A 16605-nucleotide genomic window follows, 5' to 3' on the forward strand; every position below is an offset into this window, starting at 1 on the left:
TATCCCGGCCCGACCCGCCCAGGAGATCCGTAATATGACCCCTTTCCCACGGCCACCCGAATGGATGCAGCCGCCCCACCGCCACTCGGTCCTGAAGGACCCGGTGCTGACCGTGCGGAAGCTCTCCCGCCTGGGCTTCGTTCCCCGCGGGCTCACCCGCATCGATCACGCCCTCGTCTTCTCCACCCCCGCCGGTACGTACATCACCTGCCTGCCGCCCCTGCGGCCCTCGCGCAGGGAAGCCGTCAGACGGCGCTACACCGCGGTGCACGAGGTGGACATGGGTGTTCATCCGCTCCGTCTGAAGTTGGCCCTGCCGAGTGACAACGACGCCCTGCAGTTCGAGGCGGCTGTGGAGCTGACTTGGCAGGTAGGCGACCCGGCGGTGTTCGTCGCCTCCGGCATCCGCGACGTACCACGCCTGCTGGGGAGTGAACTGGAGCAGGCGGCGCGATCGGTGACGCGCGGCTTCCGCGTGACCGACAGCGCGGAGGCCGAGGACGCGGTGCTCCGGGCGGTGCGGGCCCGGCTACGGCTCGGTGCGGCCGCGGGTCTCATCGTGACGTGGACGCTGCGACTGCACCGGGACCGGGACAGTATCGAGCACCAGCGCCGCATGCAGGGCATCGGTCACGCGGCAGACGAGCGAATCCACCGCGAGCAACTCGGCATGACCGAGGACGCCGAGACGGACCGTCGGGTGCGACGACGGGACGAACTGGAGACCGAGCGAGCGCTCGCCTACGGACAGCTCCGGCAGGACGTGCTCCTACGGCAGCAACAGTGGCAGACGGAACTCCGCGAGGGGGAATCGGCGAAGATCGACTTCTACCGGAAGCAGTTGGAGCAGGGCGGTGTCCGCGCCTGGGCCCTGCATCTGGCCGAGCGTCCGGAGGATTTACGCCTGGTCATTCAGAGCCTGCGTGAGGACCAGGTGAACATAATCCGCGCCAAGGCGGACATGGTCGCCAAACTGCTCGGCGGGGACGATGCGGAGAGCTACGAACTCGAGGGCCCCAAGGAGCTCGCGCTGCGGGCCCTGAACGACATCCTCAACCAGCAGCTGCCGGGGGCGACGGCCGGGCAGGGGCCCGGCATGACCCTGCCGCCCGTGTCGGGCGTCCCGGCGGACCTGCCCCAGCAGAGGGCGGAACCCACCGCCGGCTCCCCCAAATCCAGGGTCTGTGATGTCGGCGCTCCGGACGCCACCGCCGGTATGTTCCCCGACTGGCAGCCGCCGCCCGGTTCTCTCACCGGCCCAGCCGAGCCCTCCCGCTCGGCCGAAACCGCTCCGGTGCGGTCGCCCGGCCAGGGCGAGGTGTCCGGAGTGGCACCCGCCGAGGAGAACCTCCCGGAGGAGGACCGACGATGAGCACCTCGCCTTCACCGCTTACCGGGCCCACCCCCGGTGTCGAGACCGCTGCTCGCCTCCTGGCGGATCTTCGAGCCGAGATCGCCCGTGCCGACAGCAAAGCAGCCGTGGTGGTCGCCGCCCTCGGCATGAGTGGGGGCGTCATCAGCGGCGTCCTGGTCGGCCGGGACTGGACGCCGAACGATCTGTCGCGCGTCGGCGCCTGCCTGTGGTGGACGGGTACAGCCGTGCTGACCGCGGCTCTGCTGTGCCTGCTGATGGCAGTGCTGCCTCGCTACCGCGTCAGCGACTGGACGCCGGGCTCACCTTTGACCTACTTCGGCGACATCCAGCGCGCCGTGCGGCAGAACCAGCTCCCGGAAGCCCTCGCGACCACGGAGCGTCTGCCGATGACCTCGCTCCTGGCCGCACTCACGGAGACCAGCCGCATCGCGGCGCGCAAACACCAGTGGATACGGGCAGGGCTCGTCGCCTTCTGCCTCGCCGCACTGCTGCTTCCCACTGCCGTGGCCATCGGCTGACGTCACCACACCCGAGGAGGAACATGCCCGAGCACCCGCCCGAACCGTCGCCCCTCGGCGCACGGCATCCCGAATTCGATGATCTCGACTACCGTCACTCACCGGGCAACCGGGTATACCTCTCCGCCCGGCAGCGCCGAGTGGATGCCACCGCGCTGGGGCGGCTCGCCCTGTACCTGCCGAACTTCCTGCTCAGCTTGGCGTCCGTAGCTCTGGCAGCCTGGCTGTTGGAACTCGCGTGGGGGCTGCCCCTCTGCATCCCTATGTTCGTGTGGCTCGTTTCGGGGGCCCTGGTCTTCCATCGCCCCACGGAGAACCTGTTCGCCCGGCGGGTGCTGAGGCTGCGCTATCCGCTTCCCGGCGAATTCTCCCGCCTCGAACCGATCTGGCGCGAAGTGACCGGACGCGCGGGCGTCGAGGGTCGCCGCTACCGCCTGTGGGTCGAGGACAGCGACGAGCTCAACGCGTACGCAGCCGCAGGCCACATCGTCGGCGTCACCCGGTATGCCGTGGAACAACTGCCGAGCGCCCAGCTCGCCGCCGTGCTTGCCCACGAACTCGGCCACCACACCGGCGGACACAGCTGGTCAGGACTGCTGGGGTACTGGTATGCCCTGCCCGGCCGGGTCGTCTGCCGGGTTGGACGGCGGTTACTCGTGGGCGCGCTCGTCGCCGCTCGACGTCGCTCCTGCATCGTCCCGCTCGTCCTCATCGCCGGTCTTACGATCATGGTGTTCGGCTCCGCCACCGTCCTGCTCGCCCTTCCGTTTCCCCTGCTTGCCCTGCCTTACGCGATGGCTGCCCTCAACCGGCGCGCGGAGTTGCGGGCGGACCGACACGCGGCGTCGCTGGGCTTCGCGCCCATGCTGATGGAAGCTCTCCAGGCTGGGGAGAACTCGGAGAGACCGCTCCCCTGCCCGTCTGCACAGGGCGTATACGGGCGAAGGAGAGGTCGGAGACGGCCGCTGACGCACCTGTTGGACTCTCACCCCGACCTCGCAACCCGCCTGCACCACCTGCGCCGCTATACGGAGCCGCCGCGCTGATCCCGGACAGTCCCGCCCACGCCGGAGGGCGGCCACCCCGTTGTGCACGGGGTGACCGCCCTCCGGTCGGTCAAGCGAAAGCCACTCGCTTACTGGTTGTACGGACCGTAGTCGTAGTCCTCCAGCGGGACGGCCTGGCCGGAGCCGGTGCCGAACGGCGAGTAGTCGATGTCGTCGTAGCCGACGGCCGAGTACATCGCGGCCTTGGCCTCCTCGGTCGGCTCGACCCGGATGTTGCGGTAGCGGGAGAGACCCGTACCGGCCGGGATGAGCTTACCGATGATGACGTTCTCCTTGAGGCCGATCAGGGAGTCCGACTTGGCGTTGATCGCCGCGTCGGTGAGGACCCTGGTCGTCTCCTGGAAGGACGCCGCCGACAGCCACGACTCGGTGGCGAGCGAGGCCTTGGTGATACCCATCAGCTGCGGACGGCCGGAGGCGGGGTGACCGCCCTCGGTGACCACACGACGGTTCTCGGTCTCGAACTTCGACCGCTCGACCAGCTCGCCCGGAAGCAGCTCCGCGTCGCCGGACTCGATGATCGTCACGCGGCGGAGCATCTGCCGGATGATGATCTCGATGTGCTTGTCGTGGATCGACACGCCCTGCGAGTTGTAGACCTTCTGGACTTCGCCGACCAGGTGGACCTGGACCGCACGCTGGCCGAGGATGCGCAGCACGTCGTGCGGGTTGGTGGCGCCGACGGTGAGCTTCTGGCCCACCTCGACCGGGTCGCCCTCGCCCACGAGCAGACGGGCGCGCTTCGAGATCGGGAACGCCGTCTCGTCGCTGCCGTCGTCCGGGGTGACGACGATCTTCTTGGTCTTCTCGGTCTCCTCGATCCGCACGCGGCCCTTGGCCTCGGAGATCGGGGCGACACCCTTCGGCGTACGGGCCTCGAAGAGCTCGACGACACGGGGCAGACCCTGGGTGATGTCGTCACCGGCCACACCACCGGTGTGGAAGGTACGCATCGTCAGCTGGGTGCCGGGCTCACCGATGGACTGGGCGGCGATGATGCCGACCGCCTCACCGATGTCGACCAGCTTGCCGGTGGCGAGCGAGCGCCCGTAGCAGAAGGCACAGGTGCCGACCGCGGACTCGCAGGTCAGGACCGAGCGGGTCTTGACCTCCTCGACGCCGGCGCCCACCAGGGCGTCGATCAGGACGTCACCGAGGTCGACGTTGGCAGGCGCGATGACCTTGCCGTCCACCACGACGTCCTCGGCGAGCATGCGGGCGTAGACCGAGGTCTCGACGTCCTCCGTCTTGCGGAGCACGCCGTCGGCGCCCTTGACCGCGATCTTCAGCTTGAGGCCGCGGTCGGTGCCGCAGTCCTCCTCGCGGATGATCACGTCCTGCGAGACGTCCACCAGACGACGGGTCAGGTAACCCGAGTCGGCGGTACGCAGGGCGGTGTCCGCCAGACCCTTACGGGCGCCGTGCGTGGAGATGAAGTACTCCAGAACGGTGAGGCCCTCGCGGAAGGACGCCTTGATCGGACGCGGGATGGTCTCGTTCTTCGCGTTCGACACCAGACCGCGCATACCGGCGATCTGCCGCATCTGCATCATGTTTCCTCGGGCGCCCGAGTCAACCATCATGAAGATGGGGTTCGTCTTGGGGAAGTTCTCGTTCATCGCCTCGGCGACCTCGTTGGTCGCCTTGGTCCAGATCGCGATGAGCTCCTGCGTGCGCTCGTCCTTGGTGATCAGACCGCGCTCGTACTGCTTCTGGACCTTCTCGTCCTGCTCCTCGTAGCCCTTGACGATGGCCTTCTTGGCCTCGGGCACGACGACGTCGGAGATGGCCACGGTGACGCCCGAACGGGTCGCCCAGTGGAAGCCCGCCGCCTTCAGGTTGTCGAGCGTCGCCGCCACGATGACCTTGGGGTAGCGCTCGGCCAGGTCGTTGACGATCTCGGAGAGCTGCTTCTTGCCCACCGAGTAGTCGACGAACGGGTAGTCCTCGGGCAGCAGCTCGTTGAAGAGCGCGCGGCCCAGGGTGGTCCGCAGCCGGAAGGAGTCGCCGGGCTGGTACTCCGGCTCGCCCTCCTCGGCGACCGGCGGCACCCAGCCACGCGGCGGCATGGTGCCGACCGGGAAGCGGATGTCGACCTTCGCCTGGAGCGACAGCTCGCGGGCGTCGAAGGCCATGGTGGCCTCGGCCGTGGAGCCGAACGCGCGGTCCGTGCCCTTGACGTTGCGGCCCTCGTCGTCCGTGGTGAGGAAGAAGAGGCCCAGCACCATGTCCTGGGTCGGCATGGTGACGGGACGGCCGTCGGCCGGCTTCAGGATGTTGTTCGAGGACAGCATCAGGATGCGGGCCTCGGCCTGCGCCTCCGCGGAGAGCGGCAGGTGCACGGCCATCTGGTCACCGTCGAAGTCCGCGTTGAACGCGGTGCAGACGAGCGGGTGGATCTGGATGGCCTTGCCCTCGACCAGCTGCGGCTCGAAGGCCTGGATGCCGAGGCGGTGCAGGGTGGGCGCGCGGTTCAGCAGCACCGGGTGCTCGGCGATGACCTCTTCGAGGACGTCGTACACGACGGTGCGGCCACGCTCGACCATGCGCTTGGCCGACTTGATGTTCTGCGCGTGGTTCAGGTCCACCAGGCGCTTCATCACGAACGGCTTGAACAGCTCCAGCGCCATCGCCTTCGGCAGACCGCACTGGTGCAGCTTGAGCTGCGGGCCGACCACGATCACGGAACGCGCGGAGTAGTCCACGCGCTTGCCGAGGAGGTTCTGGCGGAAGCGGCCCTGCTTGCCCTTCAGCATGTCGCTGAGGGACTTCAGGGGGCGGTTGCCGGGACCGGTGACCGGGCGACCGCGGCGGCCGTTGTCGAACAGCGCGTCGACGGCCTCCTGGAGCATGCGCTTCTCGTTGTTCACGATGATCTCGGGCGCACCGAGGTCGAGAAGGCGCTTCAGGCGGTTGTTGCGGTTGATCACGCGGCGGTACAGGTCGTTCAGGTCGGAGGTCGCGAAGCGGCCACCGTCCAGCTGCACCATCGGACGCAGGTCCGGCGGGATGACCGGCACGCAGTCGAGCACCATGCCCTTGGGCTTGTTGCTGGTCTGCAGGAACGCGGAGACGACCTTGAGGCGCTTGAGCGCACGGGTCTTCTTCTGGCCCTTGCCGGTGCGGATGATCTCGCGGAGGCGCTCGGCCTCCTCGTCGAGGTCGAAGGACTCCAGGCGCTTCTGCAGCGCCGCGGCGCCCATGCAGCCGTCGAAGTACGTGCCGAAGCGGTCACGCAGCTCGCGGTAGAGCAGCTCGTCGCCCTCCAGGTCCTGGACCTTGAGGTTCTTGAAGCGGCTCCACACCTCGTCGAGGCGGTCGATCTCGCGCTGCGCACGGTCGCGCAGCTGCTTCATCTCACGCTCGGCGCCCTCGCGCACCTTGCGGCGCACGTCGGCCTTGGCGCCCTCGGCCTCCAGCTCGGCCAGGTCGGTCTCGAGCTTCTTGGCGCGGGCTTCCAGGTCGGCGTCGCGGCGGTTCTCCGTCTGCTGACGCTCGACGGAGACGTGGGCCTCCAGCGAGGGCAGGTCGCGGGTACGACGCTCCTCGTCCACGTACGTGATCATGTACGCGGCGAAGTAGATGACCTTCTCCAGGTCCTTCGGCGCGAGGTCCAGCAGGTAGCCCAGGCGCGAGGGAACGCCCTTGAAGTACCAGATGTGGGTGACGGGAGCGGCAAGCTCGATGTGGCCCATCCGCTCACGACGCACCTTGGCGCGAGTGACCTCGACGCCGCAGCGCTCGCAGATGATGCCCTTGAAGCGGACACGCTTGTACTTGCCGCAGTAGCACTCCCAGTCCCGCGTCGGACCGAAGATCTTCTCGCAGAAGAGTCCGTCCTTCTCGGGCTTGAGCGTGCGGTAGTTGATGGTCTCCGGCTTCTTGACTTCGCCGTGCGACCAGGTCCGGATGTCGTCCGCGGTGGCAAGGCCGATCCGCAGCTCGTCGAAGAAGTTGACGTCGAGCACTTGTCGTCAATCCCTCTTTCGGGGTCTCGTCTCAATCAATGGTCTGAACGGGTCCGGGGAGGGCCGGCCGCCTCGGAGCGAGGCGGCCGGCCGGCCCGTCAGACCTCTTCGACGCTGCTCGGCTCGCGCCGGGACAGGTCGATACCGAGCTCCTCCGCCGCACGGAAGACGTCCTCGTCCGTGTCGCGCATCTCGATGGACATGCCGTCCGAGGACAGCACCTCCACGTTGAGGCAGAGCGACTGCATTTCCTTGATGAGCACCTTGAAGGACTCGGGAATGCCGGGCTCGGGGATGTTTTCGCCCTTGACGATGGCCTCGTAGACCTTCACGCGGCCGGTCACGTCGTCGGACTTGATCGTCAGGAGCTCCTGGAGGGCGTATGCGGCGCCGTAAGCCTCAAGGGCCCACACCTCCATCTCACCGAAGCGCTGACCACCGAACTGCGCCTTACCACCCAGCGGCTGCTGGGTGATCATCGAGTACGGGCCGGTCGAGCGCGCGTGGAGCTTGTCGTCGACCAGGTGGTGCAGCTTGAGGATGTACATGTACCCGACCGAGACCGGGTCCGGGAACGGCTCGCCGGAGCGGCCGTCGTAGAGCTGGGCCTTGCCGGAGGGCTGGACCAGCCGGTCGCCGTCGCGGTTGGGGATCGTGGCCTGGAAGAGGCCGGTGATCTCGTCCTCGCGCGCACCGTCGAAGACGGGCGTGGCGACGTTGGTGCCGGGGGCGACCTGGTCGGCGCCGATGGCCTGCAGGCGCTGGGCCCACTCGTCACCGAGGCCGGAGACGTCCCAGCCGCGGCTGGCGAGCCAGCCGAGGTGGATCTCCAGGACCTGTCCCGGGTTCATTCGGGACGGGACGCCCAGCGGGTTGAGGATGATGTCGACCGGGGTGCCGTCCTCCAGGAACGGCATGTCCTCGATCGGCAGGATCTTGGAGATGACGCCCTTGTTGCCGTGACGGCCGGCGAGCTTGTCACCGTCGGTGATCTTGCGCTTCTGCGCGACGTAGACGCGGACCAGCTGGTTCACGCCCGGCGGCAGCTCGTCGCCCTCTTCGCGGTCGAAGACGCGGACGCCGATGACCTTGCCGATCTCACCGTGCGGCACCTTCAGCGAGGTGTCGCGCACCTCGCGCGCCTTCTCACCGAAGATCGCGCGGAGCAGGCGCTCCTCGGGGGTCAGCTCGGTCTCGCCCTTGGGCGTGACCTTGCCGACGAGGATGTCGCCGGCGACGACCTCGGCGCCGATGCGGATGATGCCGCGCTCGTCGAGGTCGGCGAGGACCTCCTCGGAGACGTTCGGGATGTCCCGGGTGATCTCCTCGGGGCCGAGCTTGGTGTCACGGGCGTCGACCTCGTGCTCCTCGATGTGGATCGAGGAGAGGACGTCGTCCTGCACGAGGCGCTGCGACAGGATGATCGCGTCCTCGTAGTTGTGACCCTCCCACGGCATGAACGCCACGAGCAGGTTCTTGCCGAGGGCCATCTCACCGTTCTCGGTGGCCGGTCCGTCGGCGAGCACCTGGTCGGCCACGATCCGGTCGCCCTCGGAGACGACGACCTTCTGGTTGACCGAGGTGCCCTGGTTGGAGCGCATGAACTTGGCGATGCGGTACGTGGTGTACGTGCCGTCGTCGTTCGTGACGGTGATGTAGTCCGCGGAGACCTCCTGGACCACACCGTCCTTCTCCGCCTTGAGCACGTCGCCGGCGTCGGTGGCGCAGCGGTACTCCATGCCGGTGCCGACGAGCGGGGCCTCCGACTTAATCAGCGGCACCGCCTGACGCATCATGTTCGCGCCCATGAGGGCACGGTTGGCGTCGTCGTGCTCCAGGAAGGGGATCATCGCGGTGGCGACGGACACCATCTGGCGCGGCGAGACGTCCATGTAGTCGACGTCCGTGCCGGGCACGTAGTCGACCTCTCCGCCACGACGGCGGACCAGGACGCGCGGCTCGGTGAAGCGCAGCTCGTCGTTGAGGGTCGCGTTCGCCTGGGCGATGACGAAGCGGTCCTCCTCGTCGGCGGTGATGTAGTCGACGTCGTCGGTGACCTGGCCGTCGACGACCTTGCGGTACGGCGTCTCGATGAAGCCGAACGCGTTGACGCGGCCGTACGAGGCGAGCGAACCGATCAGACCGATGTTCGGGCCTTCGGGGGTCTCGATCGGGCACATGCGTCCGTAGTGGGACGGGTGCACGTCTCGGACCTCGAAGCCCGCCCGCTCACGGGAGAGACCACCCGGGCCGAGCGCCGACAGGCGGCGCTTGTGGGTGAGACCCGACAGCGGGTTGTTCTGGTCCATGAACTGCGACAGCTGGCTGGTGCCGAAGAACTCCTTGATGGAGGCGACGACCGGCCGGATGTTGATCAGGGTCTGCGGCGTGATCGCCTCGACGTCCTGGGTGGTCATGCGCTCGCGCACGACGCGCTCCATCCGCGCCAGGCCCGTGCGGACCTGGTTCTGGATGAGCTCGCCGACGTTGCGCAGACGACGGTTGCCGAAGTGGTCGATGTCGTCGGTCTCGACGACGATCTCCCGGCCGGACTCGCCGATCGTCTCGGTCTCGCCGGCGTGCAGCTTGACCAGGTACTTGATGGTCGCGATGACGTCGTCGGTGGTGAGCACCCCGGCGTCCAGCGGCTCGTCGGCGCCGAGCTTCTTGTTCACCTTGTAGCGGCCGACCTTCGCGAGGTCGTAGCGCTTCGGGTTGAAGTAGAGGTTCTCGAGCAGCGTCTGGGCGGCCTCGCGCGTGGGCGGCTCGCCCGGGCGCAGCTTGCGGTAGATGTCGAGCAGCGCGTCGTCTTGGCCCTGGGTGTGGTCCTTCTCCAGGGTGGCGCGCATGGACTCGTACTCGCCGAACTCCTCCAGGATCTGCTCGGTGGTCCAGCCGAGAGCCTTCAGGAGGACGGTGACGGACTGCTTGCGCTTGCGGTCGATGCGGACACCGACCATGTCGCGCTTGTCGATCTCCATCTCCAGCCAGGCGCCCCGGGAGGGGATGATCTTGGCGGAGAAGATGTCCTTGTCGGACGTCTTGTCGATGGAGGAGTCGAAGTAGACACCCGGCGAGCGGACCAGCTGCGACACGACGACACGCTCGGTGCCGTTGATGACGAAGGTGCCCTTGTTGGTCATGAGCGGGAAGTCGCCCATGAAGACCGTCTGGGACTTGATCTCGCCGGTCTCGTTGTTGGTGAACTCGGCTGTGACGAAGAGCGGGGCCGCGTACGTGAAGTCGCGCTCCTTGCACTCGTCGATCGAGTTCTTCGGGGGCTCGAAGCGGTGGTCGCGGAACGTAAGCGACATCGACCCGGAGAAGTCCTCGATCGGAGAGATCTCCTCGAAGATCTCCTCCAGGCCGGACTTGGTGGGGACGTCTTGTCCACTGTCCAGAGCAGCCTCGACGCGAGCCTTCCAGGCGGCGTTGCCGAGGAGCCAGTCAAAGCTCTCGGTCTGCAGCGCGAGGAGGTTCGGAACCTCGAGGGGCTCCTTGATCTTTGCAAAAGAGATGCGCAGCGGGGCGGTGCTGGCACCGTTGTTCGTATTCGCGGTCGAGGCGTTGCGCGAGGCGGCCAAGAGGGGGTCCTTCCGAGGGCTCGGACTCACTACGCGCGTACCGGTCCCACCCTGTACACATAGACAGACCGTTCCGAATCGGTCGCAAACGACCAGGTCGGAGGGGGTCGGTCATCGGTGCTTCAGCGTGGGCATGCCCCTGGTGACGGGCAGGAGGCAGCTAACAGGCAGCGCAAAGGGTCAGTGTAGCCAAGCGGCACACTGATGTCCAGTCGGGGTTCTCAGAGACCCACGTTGCTCTCAACAGCTGTTCTCAACACCTATGTCTAGCCCTCACCCACGCGCGGGGTGCGCGCTTCTTTACTTCCCTCTTCACTCACGATCCATGCCTCGGATGCGGATCGAAGTGAGGACGCGTCCTGAGAATTGCGCGCCGCGTCCGGTTCGTCAAGGCCCGCCGGTCCGATCGGGCACGCCAGGAGTCTTCACCAGCCACCCCCAGGAGGCCCGCGAGGCCCCCGCCAGGCGTCCGCGAGAGGCGCACGGCGAAGATCACCCTACTCGTCGTCGTCGGAAGAGCAAGGCGACCGCCCCGGGCACGCCGAAGGGCGACCACCCGGATGGGTGATCGCCCTCGACGCGGGCCCCGAGGGGCCCGGAGTGGGCGCCCGAGGCGCCCGGGGAGCCCGGAGGACTCCCGAGGTGTTACTTGACCTCGACGGAAGCGCCGGCGGCCTTGAGGGACTCGGCAGCCTTCTCGGCGGCCTCCTTGGCGACCTTCTCGAGGACCGGCTTCGGGGTGCCGTCGACGAGGTCCTTGGCCTCCTTCAGACCCAGCGAGGTCAGCTCACGCACGACCTTGATGACCTGGATCTTCTTCTCGCCGGCGCCGGTGAGGATGACGTCGAACTCGTCCTGCTCGGCCTCGGCCTCGGCCGGGGCGCCGCCCGCGGCGGGGCCGGCGACGGCGACGGCCGCGGCGGCGGTGACGTCGAACTTCTCCTCGAAGGCCTTCACGAACTCGGAGAGCTCGATGAGGGTCATCTCTTCGAACTGCGCGAGCAGGTCGTCCTGGGACAGCTTCGCCATGACAGGCGTCCTTCCACTATTCGGCAGGTGCCGGATGTATATGTCGGCGGGCGTACGTGGAGCCCGCTGGACCGCTGAGCGTGATTACTCGGCGGCCTCGGCGGGAGCCGGAGTACCGGCACCGCCCTGCTCTTCCTTCTTGGCGCGAAGGGCTTCCGCGGTGCGGACGAACTTCGACGGCAGGGCCTGGAAGACCTGCGCCGCCTGCGTCTGCTTGCCCTTGAAAGCACCGGCCAGCTTGGAGAGCAGAACCTCGCGGGACTCGAGGTCCGCGAGCTTCTTGATCTCATCGGCGGACAGCGCCCTGCCATCGAGGACACCGCCCTTGATGATGAGGTTGGGGTTGTCCTTGGCGAAGTCACGAAGACCCTTCGCCGACTCCACCGGGTCACCGGTGACGAAGGCAACCGCCGTCGGACCCGTGAACAGGTCGTCCAGCGCGTCGATCCCGGCCTCGTTGGCCGCAATCTTGGTCAGCGTGTTCTTCACCACGGCGTACTGGGCGTTCTCACCGAGCGAACGGCGCAGCTCCTTGAGCTGTGCCACGGTGAGACCCCGGTACTCGGTCAGCACGGCGGCATTCGAGCTGCGGAACTGGTCCGTCAGCTCGGCTACCGCGGCAGCCTTGTCGGGCCTTGCCATGAGCGTCGGCCTCCTTCCGGGTGATGAGGACCGCTCAGAAGGGGCCGGGAAAGACGAAACGCCCCAGCACAAGTGCCAGGGCGCAGCTCGACCGAACAGAGTCCGGGAGCGTTCCACAGTCACCTGCGCAGGTCGTCCGGTCTAGCGGAACCTTCGGTCACCTTCCTCTGTCGAGGCACGGTGACGACCAGCGGTCTTTGGCTTCCTGGTGAGAGTACGCGACCGGACGGGCGACGGGCAAATCCGTGCCCATTCGTCCCCCTCGGGAGGTGTCAGGAGGCGGCGTGGGGGGTAGCGCCCTGCTTCAGCAGCTCCGTGAACTCCACGGTGTCCGAGGCCGCCGGCTTCTCGACCGACACCTCGGTGCCGTAGTCGCTGTAGAAGAGCGTCGAGTTGAACGCGCCGGTCTTCATCTCGCCGCGCTCGGTCTTCTTCACCAGCAGGTCGTCCTCGTCGACCCAGATGTCGACGGTCTGGGTGGTCACCCCGGCCAGCGCGAGCTGCTCCTTGAACTCGGCGAGCTGCTTCTCGTCCAGCGCGCTGTTCTTCGCGGTCAGCTCGGCCACGTCGACCGTGCCGGAGTAGTGCGTCGCGGAGGCCCCGCGGACGTCCTCCCGGCCGATCCTCTTCACGTCGCCGGAGGCCAGGAGCGCCTTCACGCCCTGCTCGGGCGTGCTGGTGCGGGCCTGGTCCTGCATGACGTCGCCGGAGGCCCCGCCCAGCTCGGCGAGGTCCTTGTAGGAGTACTGGATCCAGCTCTTGCCGCCGGTTTCGGCGGCCATGCCGGGGCCCATGTCGGCGTAGTACGCGTCCTTGAAATAGCGCGCCTGCACGGAGCCGTCGCCGCCGGCCTTCTTGAGGGCCTCGCCCATGACGCCGCCGGTGTAGGTGATGGTCATCTCACCGGAGAGGCCGTCCGCCCACCCGATGACCCCGGACTGCTTCATGGAGACGGTGCTGCCCATCTCGACGGTGCCCTCGACCTTCGCGGACCGGGCGCCGTCGGTCTTCTGCCGCACGTGCTTCAGCGCGGCCACCGGGCTCGCCTTGCCGACGGCGGAGCCCGCCTCGCCCTTGCGGGCCCCCTCGGAGCCCCCCGAGCCGTCGGAGCCGCTGCAGGCGGCCATCGACGTCAGCGCCGCCGCGGCGGCCAGAGCCGTGCCCATCCGTCGTGCCGTGCTCGTCCTCATGCTGTCGATCCACCCCTCGTATCGGCTTTCGTCCCCCGCATCACAGTGTCACAGGGCACTGACAGACAGGGACCGTCCTGCGGAGGTCCGTGGGGACCGTCCTCCGCGTCCTCCGGATACGAGGACGGGCCCCGCACCTCGAAAGGTTGCGGGGCCCGTTCACACAGAGCACGCGTACGACGCGGCTACCGGGTGAGCACGGTGGCTCAGACGGAGGCCGGGTCCTCCTCGACGAGGAGGTTGCGGGTGCGGTTGGCGTCCAGCGGGATGCCGGGGCCCATCGTGGTCGTCAGAGCGGCCTTCTTGATGTAGCGGCCCTTGGCGGCGGACGGCTTCAGACGGAGGACTTCCTCCAGCGCCGCTGCGTAGTTCTCCACCAGCTTGGTCTCGTCGAACGAGACCTTGCCGATGATGAAGTGCAGGTTGGAGTGCTTGTCGACGCGGAACTCGATCTTTCCGCCCTTGATGTCGGTGACGGCCTTGGCGACATCGGGGGTGACGGTGCCGGTCTTCGGGTTCGGCATCAGACCACGCGGACCGAGCACACGGCCGAGGCGGCCGACCTTGCCCATGAGGTCCGGGGTGGCGACGACGGCGTCGAAGTCCAGACGACCCTTGGCCACCTCGTCGATGAGCTCGTCGGAGCCGACGATGTCGGCTCCGGCGGCTTCCGCGGCCGCAGCACGGTCACCGGTCGCGAAGACCAGGACCCGGGCGGTCTTGCCGGTGCCGTGCGGGAGGTTCACGGTGCCGCGGACCATCTGGTCGGCCTTGCGCGGGTCGACGCCCAGGCGGAAGGCGACCTCGACGGTGCCGTCGAACTTCGTGGTGGCGGTGTCCTTGGCGATACGGACGGCCTCGAGCGGGGCGTACAGGCGCTCCCGGTCGATCTTGGCGTCCGCAGCGCGGAGGTTCTTGCTGCGCTTCACTTCTACTCCTGTGGTGTCAGAGTGTGGAGTCGTGGTGCGGACCAGCGCTTGGTCCTACCACTGGGGGCTACGGGGCTGAATCAGCCTTCGACCGTGATGCCCATGGAACGGGCGGTGCCGGCAATGATCTTCGACGCGGCGTCGAGGTCATTGGCGTTCAGGTCGGGGAGCTTCGTCGTGGCGATCTCGCGGACCTGGTCGGCCGTCAGCTTGGCGACCTTGGTCTTGTGCGGCTCGCCGGAGCCCTTGTCCACACCCGCGGCCTTGAGGATCAGCTTGGCGGCCGGCGGAGTCTTCGTGACGAAGGTGAAGGAACGGTCCTCGTAGACCGTGATCTCCACCGGCACGACCATGCCACGCTGCGACTCGGTCGCGGCGTTGTAGGCCTTGCAGAACTCCATGATGTTGACGCCGTGCTGACCGAGCGCGGGGCCGACCGGCGGGGCCGGGTTCGCCGCACCGGCGTTGATCTGGAGCTTGATAAGCCCCGTGACCTTCTTCTTCTTGGGAGGCATTGCTCTCTCCGGGTCCTAGTGAGAGTGTTTCGCCGCCATTCCGGTCATCCGGATGGAGGCATACCGCACAACGATAACGGGTATAGCTGTGCGACCAAAAACCCAGCAGGTCAGAGCGGCTGCGAAGCCGCTCTGACCTGCTGGGTAGGCATGTGTCCAGATACTGGCGGGAAGCGCTAGTTCTTCTGGATCTGGTCGAAGCTGAGCTCGACCGGGGTCTCGCGGCCGAAGATCTCGACGAGGCCCTTGACCTTCTTCGAGTCGGCGTTGATCTCGTTGATCGTGGCCTGCAGGGTGGCGAACGGGCCGTCCGTGACGGTGACCGAGTCGCCGACCTCGAAGTCCAGCACCTGGACCTCGACCTTGCGGGCCGGAGCCGGCTTGCCCTCGGCCTCGGCGGCCTCGCGGGCGGCCTTCTCCTCGGCCTCCGGGGCGAGCATCTTGACGATCTCGTCCAGGGTCAGCGGGTACGGGTCGTAGGCGTTGCCCACGAAGCCGGTGACGCCCGGCGTGTTCCGCACGACGCCCCAGGACTCGTTCGTCAGGTCCATGCGCACCAGCACGTAGCCGGGGAGCTTGTTCTGCCGGACGTTCTTGCGCTCGCCGTTCTTGATCTGGACGATTTCCTCTTCAGGCACCTCGGCCTGATAGATGAACTCCTCCACGTTCAGCGAGACGGCGCGCTGCTCCAGGTTGGCCTTCACGCGCTTCTCGTAACCGGCGTACGTGTGGATGACGTACCACTCGCCGGGAAGGGTGCGCAGCTCCTCGCGCAGGGCGGCGACGGGGTCGACCGGCTCGGCCTCGACGGCCTCGTCCTCGGCGATCTCGTCGTCGGCGTCCTCGGGGGTGTCGGCCTCGGCCTCGTCCTCGGAGGTGACGGCGTCCTCGTCCTCCACGGTGAGCGCGGCCTCCTCGGAGGTGACGGCGTCCTCGTCCTCGACGGTGAGCGCGGCCTCCTCGGCGGCCTCGCCCGCGGCGAGGTCGGCGGCCTCTGCCTGGTCCGGGTCCACGGAGTCAGCAGCCTCAACGATGTCGAGCTCGTCCTTGGCGGACTCGAAGGCGCCAGCCTCGGGCTCGACGGCGTCGTTCAGGTTCGGGTCAGACACGATGGCTGCTTCTTCCTGGATACAAAGGGTGGAACATGCGAAAGGGACGCCGGGTCCGACGCCCTCCGCTTGATCAGCCGAAGACGTACTTGGCGACCCGGGCGAAGCCCGTGTCGAGAACGGTAACAAGACCGATCATGACGACGACGAACACGATCACCACGGTCGTGTACGTCGTGAGCTGGCTGCGCGTCGGCCAGACGACCTTACGGAGTTCTGCGACGATCTGGCGGTAGAACAGCGCGAGTCGGCCCAGAGGGCCCTTCTTTCCGCGCTTGCCGCCCTTCCGAGTCTTCTTCTTCGACTCGGGAGTCTCATCATCGGCATCAGGCATGTCGATGGAGCCCACGGCGTCCGTCACGCTACTCACCTGATTCCGGGTCGTGGCCGTGCCGCGCCCGGTGGAGCCGCACGGCTGTGCAATGAAGTACGTACATGCGCACACATCCTGGCGAAGGAGTGTGTAGCAGGGCCGGAGGGACTTGAACCCCCAACCGCTGGTTTTGGAGACCAGTGCTCTACCAATTGAGCTACGACCCTTTGGTGGTTTCCACCAACCTACCGCATCCTCTCCGGCGGCCGGGAGGGGACGGTGCGGCTGGTGAAGGCCAACGACAGGTGAGTGTACGTGCTCGGAGCCGCCGCGTCGAACAGACAATTACCGACCGGTCCTGTCCGG

Annotated in this window: 12 protein-coding genes and 1 tRNA gene; 3 read left to right on the forward strand and 10 right to left on the reverse strand. The window is 67.5% G+C overall.

Going from position 1 to position 16605, the window contains the following annotated elements:
• The first annotated feature begins 34 nt into the window (after positions 1-34).
• From AMK24_RS03795 to AMK24_RS03805, 3 genes are read left to right on the forward strand one after another with little or no spacing between them, the layout of a single operon-like run.
• Positions 35-1372, forward strand: a complete 1338-nt coding sequence (locus AMK24_RS03795; protein WP_143203686.1) for a hypothetical protein — start codon at positions 35-37, stop codon at positions 1370-1372.
• Positions 1369-1893: a Pycsar system effector family protein gene (locus tag AMK24_RS03800; protein ID WP_073764900.1), complete on the forward strand. Its 525-nt coding sequence runs from the start codon at positions 1369-1371 to the stop codon at positions 1891-1893. The genes AMK24_RS03795 and AMK24_RS03800 overlap by 4 nt, the downstream gene beginning before the upstream one ends.
• 23 nt (positions 1894-1916) lie before the next feature.
• Positions 1917-2939 carry a M48 family metalloprotease gene (locus AMK24_RS03805; protein ID WP_073764902.1) on the forward strand — a complete coding sequence of 341 codons (1023 nt, stop codon included), beginning with the start codon at positions 1917-1919 and terminating at the stop codon, positions 2937-2939.
• 89 nt (positions 2940-3028) lie between these two features.
• On the opposite strand, the gene AMK24_RS03810 is transcribed toward AMK24_RS03805, so the two are convergent.
• The 10 genes from AMK24_RS03810 to AMK24_RS03860 all read right to left on the reverse strand — a co-directional run bounded on the left by AMK24_RS03810 (position 3029) and on the right by AMK24_RS03860 (position 16466).
• Positions 3029-6928 carry a DNA-directed RNA polymerase subunit beta' gene (locus tag AMK24_RS03810; RefSeq protein ID WP_073764904.1) on the reverse strand — a complete coding sequence of 1300 codons (3900 nt, stop codon included), beginning with the start codon at positions 6926-6928 and terminating at the stop codon, positions 3029-3031.
• 98 nt (positions 6929-7026) lie between these two features.
• Positions 7027-10512, reverse strand: coding sequence for a DNA-directed RNA polymerase subunit beta (gene rpoB, locus AMK24_RS03815; RefSeq protein WP_073764906.1), 3486 nt, complete (start codon positions 10510-10512; stop codon positions 7027-7029).
• A gap of 645 nt (positions 10513-11157) precedes the next feature.
• A complete protein-coding gene (gene rplL / locus AMK24_RS03825) occupies positions 11158-11541 on the reverse strand; it encodes a 50S ribosomal protein L7/L12 (protein ID WP_003966996.1) in 384 nt (127 codons plus the stop codon).
• An 84-nt stretch (positions 11542-11625) separates the two neighbouring features.
• Positions 11626-12183, reverse strand: coding sequence for a 50S ribosomal protein L10 (rplJ, locus tag AMK24_RS03830; protein ID WP_073764908.1), 558 nt, complete (start codon positions 12181-12183; stop codon positions 11626-11628).
• A 272-nt stretch (positions 12184-12455) separates the two neighbouring features.
• Positions 12456-13373 (reverse strand): hypothetical protein, encoded by a 918-nt coding sequence (locus tag AMK24_RS03835; RefSeq protein WP_073764910.1) that lies wholly within the window; start codon positions 13371-13373, stop codon positions 12456-12458.
• A gap of 206 nt (positions 13374-13579) precedes the next feature.
• Entirely contained in the window at positions 13580-14302 is a 723-nt protein-coding gene (rplA, locus tag AMK24_RS03840) for a 50S ribosomal protein L1 (protein WP_073764912.1), read from the reverse strand.
• 80 nt (positions 14303-14382) lie between these two features.
• On the reverse strand, positions 14383-14817 hold the full coding sequence (gene rplK, locus AMK24_RS03845) for a 50S ribosomal protein L11 (protein ID WP_014154605.1): 435 nt from the start codon (positions 14815-14817) through the stop codon (positions 14383-14385).
• Between the two features lie 176 nt (positions 14818-14993).
• Positions 14994-15926: a transcription termination/antitermination protein NusG gene (gene nusG / locus AMK24_RS03850; protein ID WP_073764914.1), complete on the reverse strand. Its 933-nt coding sequence runs from the start codon at positions 15924-15926 to the stop codon at positions 14994-14996.
• 73 nt (positions 15927-15999) lie between these two features.
• The gene (gene secE / locus AMK24_RS03855) at positions 16000-16287 is read right to left on the reverse strand and encodes a preprotein translocase subunit SecE (protein WP_073764916.1); all 288 of its coding nucleotides are present in this window, start codon (positions 16285-16287) and stop codon (positions 16000-16002) included.
• 106 nt (positions 16288-16393) lie between these two features.
• Positions 16394-16466 (reverse strand) — tRNA-Trp (locus AMK24_RS03860).
• Positions 16467-16605: the final 139 nt, after the last annotated feature.

Source organism: Streptomyces sp. CB02366 (assembly GCF_001905905.1).
Lineage (GTDB): Bacteria > Actinomycetota > Actinomycetes > Streptomycetales > Streptomycetaceae > Streptomyces.